Annotated in this window: 11 protein-coding genes; all 11 read right to left on the bottom strand. The window is 62.6% G+C overall.

Features of this window, described 5'->3' with window-relative positions; genetic code table 11:
- Window positions 1-22: 22 nt before the first annotated feature.
- A complete protein-coding gene (locus ACQ4WL_RS20660; RefSeq protein WP_436511405.1) occupies window positions 23-4,723 on the bottom strand; it encodes a glutamate synthase-related protein in 4,701 nt (1,566 codons plus the stop codon).
- Between the two features lie 194 nt (window positions 4,724-4,917).
- Entirely contained in the window at window positions 4,918-5,625 is a 708-nt protein-coding gene (locus ACQ4WL_RS20665) for a transposase (RefSeq protein WP_436511406.1), read from the bottom strand.
- Between the two features lie 154 nt (window positions 5,626-5,779).
- Window positions 5,780-6,460 carry a response regulator transcription factor gene (locus ACQ4WL_RS20670; protein ID WP_034753797.1) on the bottom strand — a complete coding sequence of 227 codons (681 nt, stop codon included), beginning with the start codon at window positions 6,458-6,460 and terminating at the stop codon, window positions 5,780-5,782.
- 137 nt (window positions 6,461-6,597) lie between these two features.
- Window positions 6,598-7,740, bottom strand: a complete 1,143-nt coding sequence (locus ACQ4WL_RS20675; protein WP_436511407.1) for a PAS domain-containing sensor histidine kinase — start codon at window positions 7,738-7,740, stop codon at window positions 6,598-6,600.
- 51 nt (window positions 7,741-7,791) lie between these two features.
- Window positions 7,792-10,896: a DEAD/DEAH box helicase gene (locus ACQ4WL_RS20680; RefSeq protein WP_436511408.1), complete on the bottom strand. Its 3,105-nt coding sequence runs from the start codon at window positions 10,894-10,896 to the stop codon at window positions 7,792-7,794.
- Window positions 10,897-11,104: 208 nt separating this feature from the next.
- Window positions 11,105-11,593 (bottom strand): YbjN domain-containing protein, encoded by a 489-nt coding sequence (locus ACQ4WL_RS20685; RefSeq protein ID WP_436511409.1) that lies wholly within the window; start codon window positions 11,591-11,593, stop codon window positions 11,105-11,107.
- A gap of 25 nt (window positions 11,594-11,618) precedes the next feature.
- Window positions 11,619-12,311, bottom strand: a complete 693-nt coding sequence (locus ACQ4WL_RS20690) for a hypothetical protein (RefSeq protein WP_436511410.1) — start codon at window positions 12,309-12,311, stop codon at window positions 11,619-11,621.
- A gap of 6 nt (window positions 12,312-12,317) precedes the next feature.
- A complete protein-coding gene (locus ACQ4WL_RS20695) occupies window positions 12,318-14,057 on the bottom strand; it encodes a putative porin (RefSeq protein WP_436511411.1) in 1,740 nt (579 codons plus the stop codon).
- Window positions 14,058-14,094: 37 nt separating this feature from the next.
- Window positions 14,095-14,811, bottom strand: a complete 717-nt coding sequence (locus tag ACQ4WL_RS20700; protein WP_436511412.1) for an energy transducer TonB family protein — start codon at window positions 14,809-14,811, stop codon at window positions 14,095-14,097.
- Between the two features lie 10 nt (window positions 14,812-14,821).
- Window positions 14,822-15,232, bottom strand: coding sequence for an ExbD/TolR family protein (locus ACQ4WL_RS20705; RefSeq protein WP_034753784.1), 411 nt, complete (start codon window positions 15,230-15,232; stop codon window positions 14,822-14,824).
- 13 nt (window positions 15,233-15,245) lie between these two features.
- Complete coding sequence (locus ACQ4WL_RS20710; RefSeq protein ID WP_436511413.1) at window positions 15,246-17,027, bottom strand: DUF2341 domain-containing protein; 1,782 nt, start codon at window positions 17,025-17,027, stop codon at window positions 15,246-15,248.
- Between the last annotated feature and the right edge of the window lie 11 nt (window positions 17,028-17,038).

Raw genomic sequence — 17,038 nt, forward strand, 5'->3', positions numbered from 1 at the left:
TTTGGCAATGAGCTTGGCTGGCTCAGGCGGCGACGGCTTGGACTTCCATGGCGGCGTCAGCTGCCATTTCAATCAGCGCGCGCTTGTATTCGTTCGGGAAGACCTTCACGAACTTGCCGCGCGCCGCAGCCCAGTCGTCCAGCAAGACGCGGGCGCGCGTGCTGCCCGTGTGCTTGAAGTGACGCTCGATCAGGCGCTTGAGAATGACTTCGTCGGCTTCCGGCACGCCATCGCGGTGCTGGGTATGCCAAGCGTCGCGGTCGAGATGCTGTTCCGCCGCCGACACGACCTTGTCCAGGCTGACCATGGTCGTGTTGCACTTGCTGGCAAAGTCGCCGGCCGGGTCATACACATAGGCGATACCGCCCGACATGCCGGCCGCGAAGTTGCGTCCCGTGGCGCCCAACACCACCACCGTGCCGCCCGTCATGTATTCGCAGCCATGGTCGCCCAGGCCCTCGACCACCGTGGTGGCGCCCGAGTTGCGCACGGCAAAGCGTTCACCGGCCACGCCATTGAAGAAGGCTTCGCCAGCGATCGCGCCGTACAGCACCGTGTTGCCGATGATGATGTTGTCCACCGCCCAGCCGCGGAACTCGGTATTGGGCCGCACGATGATGCGCCCGCCCGACAAGCCCTTACCGACGTAATCGTTGCCCTCGCCCACCAGGTCGATCGTGATGCCGTGCGCCAGGAAGGCGCAGGCCGACTGGCCCGCCGTGCCCTGCAATTGGATGTGGATGGTGTCGTCCGGCAAGCCGGCGTGGCCATATTTCTTCGCCACTTCGCCAGACAACATGGTGCCCACCGTGCGGTTCAGGTTGCGCACGGGCGAAATGAAGGAGACGCGCTCGCCCTTTTCCAGCGCCGCGCGCGCTTGCGCGATCAGCTTGTGGTCCAGTGCTTTCTCCAGCGCATGGTCCTGGAATTCCACGTGGCGGCAAGCTTGGCCATCCAATGTTTCCGGCTTGTAGAAAATGGCCGAGAAGTCCAGGCCTTGCGCCTTCCAGTGCGAAATCGCCTTGGATTTGTCCAGCAAGTCGACGCGGCCGATCAGTTCGTCATACGTACGGATACCCAGCTGCGCCATCAACTGACGGGCTTCCTCGGCAACGAAGAAGAAGTAATTGACAACGTATTCCGGTTTGCCGGAGAACTTGGCGCGCAGCACCGGGTCTTGCGTGGCCACGCCCACCGGGCAGGTGTTCAGATGGCATTTGCGCATCATGATGCAGCCTTCGACCACCAGCGGCGCCGTGGCGAAGCCGATTTCGTCGGCACCCAGCAGGGCGGCGATGACCACGTCGCGGCCCGTCTTCATCTGGCCATCGGCCTGCACGCGGATGCGGCTGCGCAAGCCATTCAAGACTAATGTTTGTTGCGTCTCTGCCAGACCCAACTCCCACGGCGTGCCCGCATGCTTCACGGACGACAGAGGCGAGGCGCCCGTGCCGCCGTCGTGGCCGGCGACGACCACGTGGTCGGCTTTCGCCTTGGTGACGCCGGCAGCGACCGTGCCGATGCCCACTTCCGACACCAGTTTCACGGAAATCGAGGCGCGCGGATTGGCGTTCTTCAAATCATGGATCAGCTGCGCCAGGTCTTCGATCGAATAGATATCGTGGTGCGGCGGCGGCGAAATCAGGCCCACGCCCGGTACGGAGAAGCGCAGGCTGGCGATGTATTCGGACACTTTATGGCCTGGCAACTGGCCGCCTTCGCCCGGTTTCGCGCCCTGCGCCATCTTGATCTGGATCTGGTCGGCCGAATTGAGGTAGGCGGCCGTGACGCCGAAACGTCCCGATGCCACCTGCTTGATGCGCGAGCGCATGGAATCGCCTTCCTGCAGCGGGATATCGACGACGATCTGCTCGGCGCCCACGATGGACGCCATGGTGTCGCCCTGGCGGATCGGGATGCCCTTCAATTCCTGCGTGTAGCGGTTCGGATCTTCGCCGCCCTCGCCCGTGTTCGACTTGCCGCCGATGCGGTTCATGGCCACGGCCAGGGTCGCGTGCGCTTCCGTGCTGATCGAGCCGAGCGACATGGCGCCGGTAGCAAACCGCTTGACGATTTCCTTGGCCGGTTCCACTTCGTCGAGCGGTATCGCCTTGGTCGGGTCGAGCTTGAATTCGAACAGGCCGCGCAGGGTCAGGTGGCGACGGCTCTGGTCGTTGATGATTTGCGCGTACTCCTTGTAACTGGAGAAATTGTTGCTGCGCGTGGAGTGCTGCAGTTTTGCAATCGCGTCCGGCGTCCACATGTGGTCTTCGCCGCGCACGCGGAACGCATATTCGCCGCCCGCGTCGAGCTTATCGGCCAGCACGGGATCGTTGCCGAAGGCCAGCGCGTGCAGGCGCAGCGCTTCTTCCGCCACTTCAAACACGCCGATGCCTTCCACGTTCGAAGCCGTACCCTTGAAGTATTTGTCCACCAGCGACTTGTTCAGGCCGATGGCTTCGAAGATTTGCGCGCCGCAGTATGACATATACGTCGAAATGCCCATCTTCGACATGACTTTCATCAAGCCTTTACCGACCGCCTTGGTGTAATTGTAGATGGCTGTGTCGGCCGACAAATCGCCGGGCAAGCCATGCGCCATCTCGGCCAGGGTTTCCATGGCCAGATACGGGTGGACGGCTTCCGCGCCATAGCCCGCCAGCAAGGCGAAGTGGTGCGTTTCGCGAGCCGAGCCTGTTTCCACGACGAGGCCGGTGGAAGCGCGCAAGCCCTTGCTCACCAGATGCTGGTGCACGGTAGAGGTGGCCAGCAGCGCGGGGATCGCCACCTGGTCGGCGCAGATGGCGCGGTCCGAGACGATCAAAATGTTGTGGCCCGATTTGACGGCATCGACGGCTTCCGCGCACAGCGAGGCCAGGCACGCTTCCACGCCTTCCTTGCCCCAGGCCAGCGGGTAGCAGATATCGAGTTCATACGACTTGAACTTGCCGCCCGTGTGGGCGCTGATGTTGCGCAGACGCGCCATGTCGTCAAAGCCCAGCACGGGCTGCGCCACTTCCAGGCGCATCGGCGGGTTCACGTTGTTGGTATCGAGCAAGTTCGGTTTCGGGCCGATGAACGACACCAGCGACATCACCATGGCTTCGCGGATCGGGTCGATCGGCGGGTTGGTCACTTGCGCGAACAGCTGTTTGAAGTAGTTATACAAAGGCTTCAGTTTGTTCGACATGACGGCCAGCGGCGAGTCATTGCCCATCGAACCCGTTGCCTCTTCGCCGGCCACGGCCATCGGCGCCATGAGGAATTTCAAATCTTCCTGCGTGTAACCGAACGCCTGCTGGCGGTCCAGCAACGATGGCTGGGCTTTTTCGCCCTGCGCGCGGTCCTGTTTCGCTTGACCGTCGGCCAGCTTGATCTCGTCGAGCTTGATGCGCACGGAGTTGATCCACGCTTTATACGGCTTGGCGTTGGCGTAAGTGTTTTTCAGTTCCTGGTCGTCGATGATGCGGCCCGCTTCCAGGTCGATCAGGAACATTTTGCCAGGCTGCAAGCGCCATTTCTGGATGATTTTCGACTCGGGAATCGGCAGCACGCCCGATTCCGACGCCATCACCACCAGATCATCGTCCGTGACGATGTAACGGGCCGGACGCAAGCCGTTACGGTCCAGCGTGCCGCCGATATGGCGACCATCCGTAAACGCCATGGCGGCGGGGCCGTCCCACGGTTCCATCATGGCCGCGTGGTATTCATAGAAGGCGCGGCGGTTGTCATCCATCGTCGTGTGATTTTCCCACGCTTCCGGAATCATCATCATCATCGCCTGGGCGATCGGGTAGCCGGCCATCAACAGCAGCTCGAGCGCATTGTCGAAGCACGCCGTGTCGGACTGGCCTTCATAGATCAGGGGGAACAGCTTTTGCAGGTCGTCGCCCAGCACGGCCGATTTCATCACGCCTTCGCGCGCGCGCATCCAGTTGAAGTTGCCTTTGACGGTATTGATCTCGCCATTGTGCGCGATCAAGCGGTAGGGGTGGGCCAGCGGCCATTCGGGGAAAGTATTCGTCGAGAAACGCTGGTGCACCAGGGCCAGGGCCGAGATGCAGCGCGCGTCCTGCAAGTCCTTGTAGTACACGCCCACCTGGTCGGCCAGCAGCAAGCCTTTGTACACAATGGTACGGGCCGACATCGATGGCACGAAGAATTCCTTGCCATGCAGCAGTTTCAAGGCCTGGATGGCGTGGCCCGACGATTTGCGGATCACATACAGTTTGCGCTCGAGCGCATCGGTGACCATGATGTCCGGGCCGCGGCCGATGAAAATCTGGCGGATGACCGGTTCCTTGGCACGCACGGTGGGCGACATCGGCATGTCCGTATCGATGGGCACGTTGCGCCAGCCCAGCACGACCTGGCCTTCGATGCGCACGGCGCGTTCGATTTCCTGCTCGCAGGCGATGCGCGACGCGTGTTCCTTCGGCAGGAAGACCATGCCCACGCCGTATTCGCCAGGCGGCGGCAATTCCACGCCCTGCTTGGCCATTTCTTCGCGGTAGTACTGGTCGGGAATCTGGATCAGGATGCCGGCGCCATCGCCCATCAGCGCATCGGCGCCCACGGCGCCCCGGTGATCGAGGTTTTTCAGAATCAGCAAACCCTGTTCGACGATCGAATGGGTCTTGTTGCCCTTGATATGGGCGACGAAACCGACGCCGCAGGCATCGTGTTCATTGGCTGGGTCGTACAGGCCTTGCGCTTTCATGGGCTTCTCCGCTGCATATGACTATCGAAAAACTAGAGTAGTGCAACGCAACAAAAAACTCAACCACAACAATTAGGGTCGGAGTCGAATTAAATTCCATTCCGTCGCCCCAAAAATTTAATAGGGACATAGTCATGGCAATTTCAATAAAACGTCAGAAAGGAACCATTTTTTGTTTTAAATGGGAATGTGTTTCAACTGGCGTCCGCTTCGACCACGACTTTGCGGGGACGGCCCCGTTTGGCCGGCAGCACTTGCCGCTGCATTTTCAGTTCCAACGCCTGCTTGAATGACTCGGAACCCAGCGGCCAGCCCTTGAGTACAGCCTGTTCCAGGGTTTTTACCTGGCTGCTGCCCAGGCCTTGCTCGAACAGACGCAGATACGCTGCCTCGCGGTCGAACGGCGTATTGCCCAGCGCCCAGTACAGCGCATGGTCGGTGATGACGGGATCGGGACGCACGCCCGCATGGTGGGCATAACTGGACCATGCATGGTCCAATGCCTGGCCCACCACACCCGTTTGCACGGGTACGCACTCCAGGTAGCGACAGCACAGGAGGAAGAAATTGTCGGGATCGATGACGGAGGTTTTGTAGCGTCCCTGCCACAAAGCGCCTTCGCGGCCGTATTTTTGATTGAAATACGGCACGTAATAGCGTCCCAGCCACTGCATCAACTGTCCCAGGCCCGTTGCATCGCTTGGGGTGGCCAATAAATGTAATTGATCTGGCAACAAGACGTAGGCGTGGATGGCCACCTTGAACATTTTCGCGCCCGTTTTCAGCCAGGATAAAAATTGCGCGTAGTCACCTGCCTCCAGGAACACGGGCTGGCGGTTGCTGCCGCGCTGGATCACGTAATGAGGCAATGCTGGAATGATGAGGCGGGGCAAACGGGCCATGGCAGAGTCGCAAAATGAAGGCTAAGGCCTTGATTTTACACACTTGCATGCGCAAGGTTCGACTCTGACCCTGTTTTATTTGAAATACTGGAAAAATTCGATAACTCTGTCCCTTTTATTGCACCAGCCACTTGCGGGCGGCGCAACAAGGTCATCAGGACAGGTTAAAACTGGCCGACAGGCTGTAGCCCTCGCCATACGCGCTGCGCAGCGGCAAGTCCTGACCCAGGCCCGTCTTGGCTTTCTTGCGCAGGCGGTACACGAGCATATCGACGCGGCGGCCCGCATCGGGATCTTCGCCACCCATGCCGGCCACGATGACGTCGCGCGGCACGGGGCGGGTATTGATGGTCAACAGGTGCAGGAAGTTGAATTCCTTTTCCGTCAGGGCGATGACGGCGCCCATCAGTTCAAGTTGGCGAGCGCTTACTTTCAAGGTCCACTTGCCCGGCTCAGGCACGGGATCTTGCGGCCCCACGCGGCGGTCGAGCGCCTCGATGTGGGCGGCCAGTTCGGGAAATTTGATCGGCTTGGTCAGGTAATGGTCGGCACCCAGGCGCAAGCCCAGGATGCGGCTGTCGAAAGCGACACGCCCCGTCAGCACCAGTACGCCGATTTGCGGATACAGCTGACGCATGCGGGGGATGACGTTGAAGCCGTCCTCATCGGGCAAGCCCAGGTCCAGCACGACCACGCCGACATTGCCATGACTCAACGCCGTCCACATCCCGCCAGCGGAGCTGGTGATATGCACTTCGTGTTCGAGCTCAACGAGAAACTCCGCCATGTCTTCTGCGTAGTCCAGATTGTCTTCGACGATCAGTATTTTCGTCATTGCAACGCCATTCTTCCGTTAGTGAGCTACCGTGGGCAAACCATGCCATTCACTTCTGCATCATGATGGACGGCACAATAGGTTTACGTCAAGGAATTATCACGGTTGCCTTCAGCGGAAGCAAGGCTTTTCCTTGCCTAGACAGGAAGCGGCAGCCAAATCCGGAAAAGCGCCCCGCCTTCGGGCAGATTGTGCCCCTGCAAACTCCCCCCGTGCACCTCGACGACGGCGCGCGCCATGTACAGGCCCAGGCCGGCACCCGGATGCGTGGCATAGGTTCCACGGCTTCCTTTCTCGAACAGCTGCGCCAGTTCTTCTTCCCGCAAGCCGGCCCCCGAATCGCGCACGCACAGCGCCACACCACCCTCGGGCACCAGCCTGGCCGACACGCTGATGGCGCTGCCCGGCGGGCTGAACTTGACGGCGTTATCGAGCAGGATTTTCAGGCATAGCGCCATGCCGGGCACGTCGCAGCGCAGCCTGGCCGGCAAGTCCTCGTCGAGGTCCAGTTGCACGCGGTGGCTGGCCGGTACGGTGGCGGCCGCCTGCTGCAGCAAGGCCAGCGGCGCGATGCCGTCGGCAGCCCGTTCGCGCCCAAGCGCCGCCATGCGTTCGGGCGACAAATAGTCGTCTATCATGCCCAGCAGGCGGTCGACGGCCGTCTGGATTTTCACGTAGCGCTTGCGCGTGGCCTCGTCGGCGTCTTTCGATGTCGAGACCAGGCGCTGGATGGCGCCGTCGATGGTCGCCAGCGGCGTGCGGAATTCATGCGACAGCATCGAGGCGAAGCGCTTTTGCTCCTTTTCCCGCTCCGCTTCCTGTGCCTGGGCAGCGCTGACGTCGCGCAGCGTGCCCACCACCGTCACGCCCCGCCCCATCGCCGCAGCGGCGGGCACGATGGTCGAGCTGATTTCCAGCGCCAGCAGATGGCCGTCGGCGTGCGACAATTCCACTTCGCGCAACAGGGTCAACCGGCTGGCATCGCCATCGCGCCAGCGCTGCAGCCGGGCCGGCAAGTCTTGCGCCAGGCGCGCCGCGTGCTCGCGCAAGGCGGCCAGGTCATGGCCCGTCAGGCGCTGCGCGGCGGGACTGATGTAGAGCAATTCGAGGGTAGTGGCGTCGAGCAGGAAGGCCGCGTCGCGGCCGTGTTCGGCCAGCAGGCGGAACTGCGTTTCGCCCGCCCGCGCGCGCAGCAGGGCGCGGCGCAACTGGACGAAGCGCAGCGCCATGAGGATGACGCCGGCAAGCAGCAGGAGAAGAAAGGGCAGGAAGGTCAGCATGCGTTATGCCTGGCGAGAATTGAATGCGCCAAGTATAAGCGTGCGGCGCCCTTAATCTTCCAGCGGGGCAAAAATCTGCTGCAAGTCTTCTTGCGTGAGCGCCATCTTCTGCGCTTCGCCTTCGGCCAGGATCGATTGCGCCAGCTCCGATTTCTTTTGCTGCAGCAGCTGGATTTTTTCTTCCAGCGTGCCCTTCGCGATCAGCTTGTACACGAACACGGGCTTGTCCTGGCCGATGCGCCAGGCGCGGTCGGTGGCCTGGTTTTCCGCCGCCGGATTCCACCACGGATCGTAGTGGATCACCGTGTCGGCCGCCGTCAGGTTCAGGCCCACGCCACCCGCTTTCAGGCTGATCAGGAATATCGGCACGGCGCCCTGCTGGAAGGCCGCCACCTGCGCGCCCCGGTCTTTCGTTTCGCCCGTCAGCAAGGCGTAGGGAATATCGCGCGATTCCAGCTCTTCCTCGATCAATTCCAGCATGCTGGTAAACTGCGAGAAGACGAGAATCTTGCGCCCTTCGTCGAGCAAGTCTTCCACCATCTGCATCAAATCAAGCAGCTTGGCCGAACCGGCCGACTGCTTCTTCGCCGGCAAGGATTTCACCAGGCGCGGGTCGCAGCAGACCTGGCGCAGTTTCAGCAGCGCTTCGAGGATGACGATCTGGCTGCGCGCCACGCCCTTCTTGTCGATTTCTTCGCGTACTTTTTGATCCATCGCCAGACGCACGGTTTCATACAGGTCGCGCTGCGGTCCCGTCAATTCCACCTTGCGCACCATTTCCGTCTTCGGCGGGAGCTCTTTGGCCACATTATCCTTCGTGCGGCGCAGCAGGAAGGGCTTGATGCGGCGGTTCAGGAGCATGCGGCGCAGCGGATCGTCCTGGCGCTCGATCGGATGGCGGAACTGCGTGTTAAACGTCTTCTCGTCGCCCAGCAAGCCCGGCAGCAGGAAGTGGAATTGTGACCACAATTCACCCAGGTGGTTTTCCAGCGGCGTACCGGACAAGCACAGGCGGTGACGCGCGCGCAACAGGCCCGCGCTTTGCGCCGCCTTGCTGCGCGTATTCTTGATGTAGTGCGATTCGTCCAGGATGACCAGGTGGAAATCGTGCTCGCGCAGGATTTCCTCGTCGCGCGGCAACAGGGCGTAGGTGGTCAGCACCAGGTCGCATTGGTCGATCTGGTCGAATTGCTGGGCGCGATCCTTGCCTTGCAGCAGCAGCACTTTCAGGCTGGGCGCAAATTTTGCCGCCTCGTCCTGCCAGTTGCCCATCAAACTCGTCGGCGCAATCACCAGGGCCGGATGCGTGAGGCGTCCCGCTTCCTTTTCCACCAGGATATGCGCCAGGGTTTGCACCGTCTTGCCGAGCCCCATGTCATCGGCCAAAATACCGGCCAGGTCATGGTCGCGCAGGAATTGCATCCACGCCAGGCCATCGGCCTGGTAATCGCGCAGCGTCGCTTGCAGCCCGGCTGGTGCCGCCACTTTTTGCACGGCACCGAACTGGCTCAGCTTGCGGCCCATGGCGCGCAATTGCTCGCCGCCCGTCCAGCGCAGTTCCAGGCCGCGCGCCAGTTCTTCCAGGCGTGCCGCGTCCAGGGTCGACATGCGCACCGCATGTTTGATCTTGTCGCTGAAATACAGTTCCCCCAGCGTGTTCAAGATGGGGCGCACGCGGCCCCACGGCAGGGCCACGCGCGTGCCGTCCGGCAAGGTTGCCAGCATCTGGTCATCGTCCGCATGCGCTTCGATGACTTTCGGGTTGAAATCGTTGGGCGCGTTGCGGATCAGCTGCACCAGCACGGGCAGCAGCGGCACGCGCTCATGGTTGACGACGATGCCCAGTTCCAGCTCGAACCAGGCGTTGCCGCTGTCCGGGTCCTGGTCGTCGATCTCCGCATACCAGTCGCCCACCTCGCTCACGTCGTAGCGGTACTTGGCCGTCTTTTCCACGATCCAGCCCTGCTCCAGCAAGGCGTCGATGCCGGACTCGGCAAAACGCAGCCATTCCGCCTGGGACGGCAGCAGCAAGGCGCCCTTCAAGCCGCTCAAGGGGGCGGAGCCCGGCTTCTTGAATTGCAGCTCGGCCAGGGTGGCCAGCGCGCGCGCTTCATCGAGCGTATTTCTCTGGATAATTTCCGTCACCTCGCCCACTTGCCGCACCACGCGCTGCGACGGGTCGAACGCGACGCGCTCGCCATCGTAGTCGTAGGACAGCACGGCGAAATCGCTCCAGCGCTGGTTACTGCCATCGGCCAGCATGGCGCTGTCGAGCAGCAAGACCGGTTGCGCCGGCACATCCTTGCGCAAGCGCTGCGGCAACGGTTGCGGCAGCGGCATCAAATGCTGCAAGCCTTGTGCCAGCAGCAGTTGCGACACGCGTACCTTGTCGTTCGCATTCAACGGCGGCGCCTGCGCCACCAGCGCTTGTAAATCGGCGAGGGAAATGTCGGAGCCGCCCTGGTTCAGTTCCAGCACGCCGCACGACAGGTTGTCGATGTACCACGGCGGATCGGTGGGCAGCATGTAGTCGATCTGGTCGGCGCCATGGTGCTTCGCGCCTTCCGGCGGGTCCACTTGCCAGCCCAGGCGCATGGTCTTGCCTTCGTCGCGCCAGAACAGGCGCGCGGGACGCACGGGACCTTCCTTCAACGGGTACACGAGGCCATTGCCCACATCGGCCCAGGAATTGGCCCACAACAATTTATCCTGCTCGGCCAGCATTTTCAGCAGGGCCGCGCCCACCTTGCCCTTCGGCTCCGTGGCGCTGCCCGTCTGCGAATTCTGCCCGCTGCGCATGGCCACGAAGAAACGCACGAGGTCTTCGTCGGCCGGCGTCAAAAAGGTGGGCGGCGCCGACAGCAGCGAAAAGATTTCGCTGATGGGGGAAGCTGCCGCCACGTCGCCATTCGGCCGCAGCCGCGCCTTGTACAGGCACAGGGCCACGTGGCGGCCACCGCTGGTGGGCGCCAGCACGTAGATCAATCGATGCTGGTTGAGTTTGGGGTCTGGTTCGGCAATGCTCAGCACGGCCTTCGGATGGGCGGCAGCCTCCACCCGCTGCAGCCAGGTGGCGACGGCATACGGCAAAGGCGCTCCCGGCGCGCTGGCCGGGGCAACTGGGGTTTCACTGGTTTCGTCGCGGGTAAAATCCATGGGGCGCATTTTTGTGTAAAGGTCGTATCCAAATCGGCAACAGGCAATATTATCCGCCATACAGGCGTTGCTGGCTTGATTCACACACGCTCTTTGAACAGTTTTAATGCGCGATGCCTAAAAAATAAGTATTTAATACGACACTTGGGACCCGCAGACGGCAAAAAGGGCCCTGCATCGGCCCTTTTCACCGCCAGTGGATGGCTTATCAGGCCGGCACAGTTTCTTCTTCTGCCACGCTGGCAGCCTCGACTACCGGCGCAGTGCTCGTATCGGCCGGCGTAAAGTTGCGCAAAAACAAGAAGAACTGGCCCATCATCTGCGTCCACAATTGCAGATTGATATTCAGGTATTCGCGGCTGACGCCGCCGGCGACCAGTACATCCATTTCCAGCACGACAAAATCGCCATGCTGGGCCACGCGGGCAAAACGCTTGCTGCGGTGCCATTCGGCCAGCAAGCCGGCCGGCAAGTCGCCGCCCTGCACGCGCAGCGGGCAGCTCAGGGTCAGGTCCGCGTACTGGCCAGGCGATGCTTCATTGCCCCACAGCACTTGAAAGCCGATGCCATGGCTGGCGCTGTGCAGGCGCACCACGCCATCGTGTTCGATGCTCGTCACGGCGCAGCCGGCCGCCTTGATGGCCTCGGCCGTTTGCTCCGCATTCAGGGTGGTCAGCAAGTTGTTGGTGTGTTCCATCGTCATTCCATTTCAGCAAATAATATTATTGGGGTGCCGGCGCGGGAGCGGCCGGCGTTTCACTTGTTTGACGCGCATCAAAGCGGCCCTGGTACAACTGGTCGCCATACTGCTGGGCGATTTGCTCGAGCTTGACGCGGCTTTGCGCGGCGAACGGCTGGCGCGCCTGCATCACACCCAGCACGTCGAGCGATTCATACGCTTGCAGGATTTCCTGCCCGGCCGCATACAGCTGGGCATTCTTGCTTTCGCAGCGCGCCAGGGCACCGCGCTGCGACCTCACTTCTCCGTCGAGGCGCGCACGCTCCGCTTCGATCTGCTTGCCCGTGGCAGCCAGTTGCTCGCTGGCCTGGCGCAATTGCGCCAGGTGGGCGGCCGATTCTTGCGCGGCGGTAGCGCTGCGCTGTTGCTGCTCGCCCAGTTTTTCCCGTTGCGCGCGCTCCTGCGCCAGCTGCGACTGGCTACGTGCCAGCTCCTTTTTCAAGCCATCGCTGGCGGGCGCAGCGGCAGCAGCGGGCGCGGCCTTGGCGGCAGGCCCGCCCTTGGCCTTGAGCAGGTCCAGCTCGCCGCGCGTCTGCTGCAATTGCGCCGTGACATTGCGCAACTCGGCCCGCAGGCGCTCTTCCATGCTTTGCCCCTTTTGCGCCTGCGCAGTGCTGGCAGCCAGCAAACTCAGCAGCAGTAGAGGCACGCGCATTTTGTTGGATATCAACATCATGGCTCCTTAAAAACGCGCGTTCAATTCGATTTGCAGGGTGTCGATCGACAGCGCCGAACCGAACACTTCGCGGCTCGACGTCCAGCGACCGTTCAACCAGGTATTCTTGTCGAGCGCATACGCACCGCCCAGGTAGTAGCCGCGCGCATTCGTGCCGCCCAGGTGGAAGGTGGAATCGTTGTAGGCGTCAGGCAAGGCATCCGGTTCGATGCGCTTGTAGCCGAGCAGCACGTTCCAGTCGCCGCGCGCCGCCGGGCTGGCCTTGCCCAGGGTCGCCTGCAGCATGTAGGCATTGCCGCCGCTCCTGAAATCGGCTTGCGAGACGCCGCCCGTGCCACCGAAGTTGTTCATGATGCCGCCCTTGGCGCGCGCCCACATTTCGTTCTTGTCGTAGGCCATGTTGCGCACATAGTCGCCCTCGATGCGCAAGTCCGTGCCGCCGGCCACCTTGCTATCCCAACGCGCATTCAGGTTGGCCAGGCGGAATTTCGAGGCCAGGCCCACGAATTGCGGCTGCGGCGTATTTGCCGGGTCGAGCGGATTGAGCGCGATATTGCGCAGCAACATCAAGCTATTGCCCTTTTGCATGCTCGATGGACGCGACCAGTCCGTATTGCAGCCATCGGCGCCCGCATACAGCGCGCACGGCTGCGAATATTCTCCGCTGATGTTGCGGAAGTTGTAGTAGGCCAGGGCGCCGCGCAATTGATGCTCGCTATTGATCTTCCACGAGGCGCCCACTTGCGCGCCCAGCAGCCATTTGTTTTCGCTGGACATTTTTGCCTGGCTGCGGCTAGGCGCATTGTCGGACGAATACTCGAGCGGGATCAGGCCCAGCGTGCCGAACACGGTGACGTCCTTGCTGTCGCCGACAGGCTGCTGCACCTTGGCGGCGATGCCGTCGAAATTGAGTTCGCTGGAAAACAGTTCATCGCCGGAGACGAACGGATTGTCGAAGCGGCCCGCCGTCAGTTTCAGCCAGGAAGCGGGCTGATACGACAGCCAGGCCTGGTCCAGCCAGATGTTTTTCTTGCCCAGGCCACCACCGAGGGTTTGCGTGGTGGAAACCGGGCTGTCATCATTGCCGCTGGCCAGGCGAATGCCCGCTTGCGTGCTGTCGGAAATGTCGGCCAGGATGCCCAGGCGGGCACGCGCGCGCAGCAAGTGCTTGCGATCTTCACGCGTGTTGAGCAGCGCCGGCAGGGCCAGGTTGGTGTTCGAATTGACGTCGTAGCCGCTGCCGCTGTTAAGCGAACGCCAGTCGATCTCGATATTGCTGTTAGCCATGTCGTAATAGCGCGATTCGTAGCGCGCGCGCACATCGCCTTCCAGGCGGATGCGCTTGGTCCAGGCTGGCGTTTCATTCGGTGCGGCCCAGCCACCCGCTTTTGCCTCGGCCAGCACTTGGCCCTTGATCTCGTCGCGAATCTGCTCGCGCACGGTTTGCGAAATATACGGCACACGCACGTCGCCCGGCTGCACCTGCGCCAGGGCGGCCGGTGCGGCGGCAGGGCGCTGCTGTGCTTGCGCTAGCGCTTCGCTCTGCGCCTGCGCCAGCAAGGCTTCGCCGGCATCCTTGTTCAGGGCGCCGCTCTGGATCAGGCCGCGGATCAGTTTGACCATGGTGCTGTCGGCCGGTGCTTGCGCCTGGGCTTGCACGGCGCCAGCCGCCATGCTCAGGGCCAAGGCAGCCAGCGCCAGCGGAAGGCGGCGCAGGCGCTGTGGGGAAGAAAATATGAGGTTCATCGCTTCTTTCGGTAAAAATTAATATGAATTAAGGACGCTATGGCCGGCGGCCCTTGATGGATACGCGGGCCGGGAAGCGCAACGATGCCGGCGGCCGCTCATCGGCGCGGAAATCGCGCACCATGGCCAGCACCTGCTCATCCGTCTGCGCATTGCCCGTACCTTGCACCAGTTGCACTTTCGTCGTCTTGCCTTCGGTATCGAGCCACAGGTCGACGCGGATGTCGCTAAACGCCAGCTGGCGCGTGCGCGGGTCGCGAGCGAACGCCATTTGCAAGGCATTGGCCACATAGCGGCCATACGATCCAGCGCCGAGGCCGCCGCCACCGCCGCTACCGCTCATGCCGCCGCCGCGCCCGGCCTGGATGCCGAAGGCGTCGCTGCCCGCCTGCGCCGCGCCATCGATGGTGACGGGGTCGCCCTTGTCCGGCGACGGACTTTCCGGCGCGTCATCCATGGGCTTGTCGGCCGGCGTCGGTTCCGGTTCCGACACTTCCGGCACCACCTTGTCGGGTGTCGGTTCCGGCAGTTTTTCCGGTTCCGGCGGCGGCGGTGGCGTCGGTGGCAGCATCAGCATCGTCGGGGCCGCCACTTCGCGCTTGGTGGCCGCCGTGTCGGACAGCAAATACCAGACCAGTGCGGCCAGCGCACCAGCCAGCAGCGTGCCGCCGGCCACGCCGCCCCAGCGGCGCCACCACTGCGCCGCACCCGACGGTTCCGAGGTGGCCTTCTTCATCATGTCGTCACGCTTCACCTTGCGCTCCTCATGCCGGCTTGCCGGTCACCAGGCCCACCTGGTTCAGGTCGATGCGGCGCAGCAAGTCGAGCACTTCGACCACTTTCGCGTACTGCACGGCGGCATCGCCGCGCACGATCACGGGAAAGTCGGGCGTCAAGGCCTTTTCCGTGCGCAAGCGCTCTTCCAGCTCGGGCAAGGTGACGGGATAGGCATCGAGGAAGACCTGGCCAGCGTTGTCGATGGTGATGGCCTTGGTCTTCGGTTTTTCCAGCGCCATGGCCGAGCTGGCCTTGGGCAGGTCGACCTTGATGCCGGGAATGCTGGCGTTGCTGGTCAAAATGAAGATCACCAGCACCACCAGCAGCACGTCGACGAAGGGCGTAATGTTGATGCCGCCGCTACGCTTGCGGGGGGTAAACTTGGCGGAGGTGGCCATGGTTATGCGCCCCTCACGCCTGTTGCAGCACGGAACGCATCTGGCGTCCGTCGCCCTGCTCTTCAGCCAGGCGCGTGGCAAATTCATCGACGAAAACAGCCATATCGGCGACGATGGCGTCCGAACGCGAGGACAGCCAGTTGTAGCCGAACAGGGCGGGAATCGCCACGCCCAGGCCTGCAGCCGTACACAGCAGCGCAGCAGCCATGCCCGGTGCCACCGAGTTGATGTCCACGGCGCCGGCCATGGCGGCCACGACGAACACCAGCATGATGCCGATCACGGTGCCGAACAGGCCCACATACGGCGCACCTTCGATGGTGGTCGAGAGCCAGATCATGCGTTTCGACATGCGTTCGCTTTCGCGCACCATCACGCCATCCATGGCGGCGCGGATGGCGCCGATGGTGGCGTTCGAAACGGCGTTCAAGTCGTAGCCGCGGTCGTGGCGGCGGCGCATCTCGTCGATGGCCACGTCATACAAACGCCACAGCGAGGAATCCGTCTTCACGGAAGTGCTCAGCTTGCCGTTGCGCGCCAGGTGGTCCAGCGGCGCGCCGGCCGCTTCGTGGAACGATTGCATGAATTGCGCGTTGGCGCGCGCAATGGCGCCATAGCTGCGGCCCTTGCCGATCATGATGATCCACGACAAGACCATCATCAGGCCCAGCAAGCCCACGACGATCCAGGCGTCAAGCGGCATGGCGGCGATGATGAAGCCGAAATGGCTTTTACCGGCCTGCTGTTCATCGGCGCCAAACACGGCCAGGCGCGATTCGGAACCTTGCGAGACGGCGTCGGCCAGCAGCAGCGCATCGGGACGGGCCGTGCGCGACAGGCGCAGCTCGTCGATGGCCCCGGTGAAGTTGGCCAGGGTCTCGGCGCCGGAGGCGGCCGGCGACGCATCGGCGCCTATCGAGGCCGCCGTGCTGAACGCCGGCAGGGTGGTGGCCAGCGACACGGCCGGACGGCCGCCAACATACAAAGCCACATTGGCTTTATCGGCTTTCACGGCCAGGTGCGACCATTGCGCGGCCTGGATCGGTTGGCCGGGCTTGCTGCGCTGGCCATTCACCTGCACGAACGGCACGCCCTGGTCGATACCGATCAGCAATTCACTGCTGCCGTCGCGGCGTGCATACAGTACTTGTCGCGCGCCCAGGCTGTCCGGACGGACCCAGGCCGAGAAGGTAAATGGCGCACCGGCGGCCAGCGCCAGCGAAGGCGAAGCAGGCAGCATCAGCGGTGCCGTACCCAGGCGGGCGCCGGCGCCGATGACGGAACCGTCGAGCGCCGGCACGGCTGTCTGGGCATGGTTGCCGTAGGCAGTGCTGTCGCGCGAGGGTACGCCCGGCTCGGTGAAGTGGTACACCAGGCTGTAGTCGGGGTCGAAAGTGCGCTGGCCATTGCCGGAAGCGGGCGCCTTCGGATTGCCATAGTACATCCACAATTTTTGCGGTGTTCCGGCGCTCAGGGCCGGCACGTCGACCCAGATCAGGGCGATACCCAGCAGCGGGTTGAATTGCTCGATCTGGTGGTTCAGCACCGTTTTATCGTCGCCTGCCACGAAACGCAGGTCGGCGCCGTTGTCGCTGACGCCTTCAAAGTTGAAATTGCCCGAATGCAAGCGCAGCAGCACGGGAATGCGGCCGGGATCGCCGCCCACGGCACCGGCCTTCGGGCCGGCATCGACGGTAACGGGTTTGCGGTAAGCCCAGTCGGGCTGCCACCAGGCATGCGCCAGGCCGGGAACGAGCGTGCCCAGGATCGTGAGCAGAAAAAGAAAACGTTGCATGACAGTGATTC

It is taken from the genome of Janthinobacterium kochi, from assembly GCF_051380715.1.
In the GTDB taxonomy this organism is placed as follows: Bacteria; Pseudomonadota; Gammaproteobacteria; order Burkholderiales; family Burkholderiaceae_D; genus Janthinobacterium.

Bases quoted from the DNA above. Each gene is read 5' to 3' on its own strand.
- ACQ4WL_RS20660 (WP_436511405.1), bottom strand. From the start codon at position 4,723: ATGAAAGCGCAAGGCCTGTACGACCCAGCCAATGAACACGATGCCTGC.
- ACQ4WL_RS20665 (WP_436511406.1), bottom strand. From the start codon at position 5,625: ATGGCCCGTTTGCCCCGCCTCATCATTCCAGCATTGCCTCATTACGTG.
- ACQ4WL_RS20670 (WP_034753797.1), bottom strand. From the start codon at position 6,460: ATGACGAAAATACTGATCGTCGAAGACAATCTGGACTACGCAGAAGAC.
- ACQ4WL_RS20675 (WP_436511407.1), bottom strand. From the start codon at position 7,740: ATGCTGACCTTCCTGCCCTTTCTTCTCCTGCTGCTTGCCGGCGTCATC.
- ACQ4WL_RS20680 (WP_436511408.1), bottom strand. From the start codon at position 10,896: ATGGATTTTACCCGCGACGAAACCAGTGAAACCCCAGTTGCCCCGGCC.
- ACQ4WL_RS20685 (WP_436511409.1), bottom strand. From the start codon at position 11,593: ATGGAACACACCAACAACTTGCTGACCACCCTGAATGCGGAGCAAACG.
- ACQ4WL_RS20690 (WP_436511410.1), bottom strand. From the start codon at position 12,311: ATGATGTTGATATCCAACAAAATGCGCGTGCCTCTACTGCTGCTGAGT.
- ACQ4WL_RS20695 (WP_436511411.1), bottom strand. From the start codon at position 14,057: ATGAACCTCATATTTTCTTCCCCACAGCGCCTGCGCCGCCTTCCGCTG.
- ACQ4WL_RS20705 (WP_034753784.1), bottom strand. From the start codon at position 15,232: ATGGCCACCTCCGCCAAGTTTACCCCCCGCAAGCGTAGCGGCGGCATC.
- ACQ4WL_RS20710 (WP_436511413.1), bottom strand. From the start codon at position 17,027: ATGCAACGTTTTCTTTTTCTGCTCACGATCCTGGGCACGCTCGTTCCC.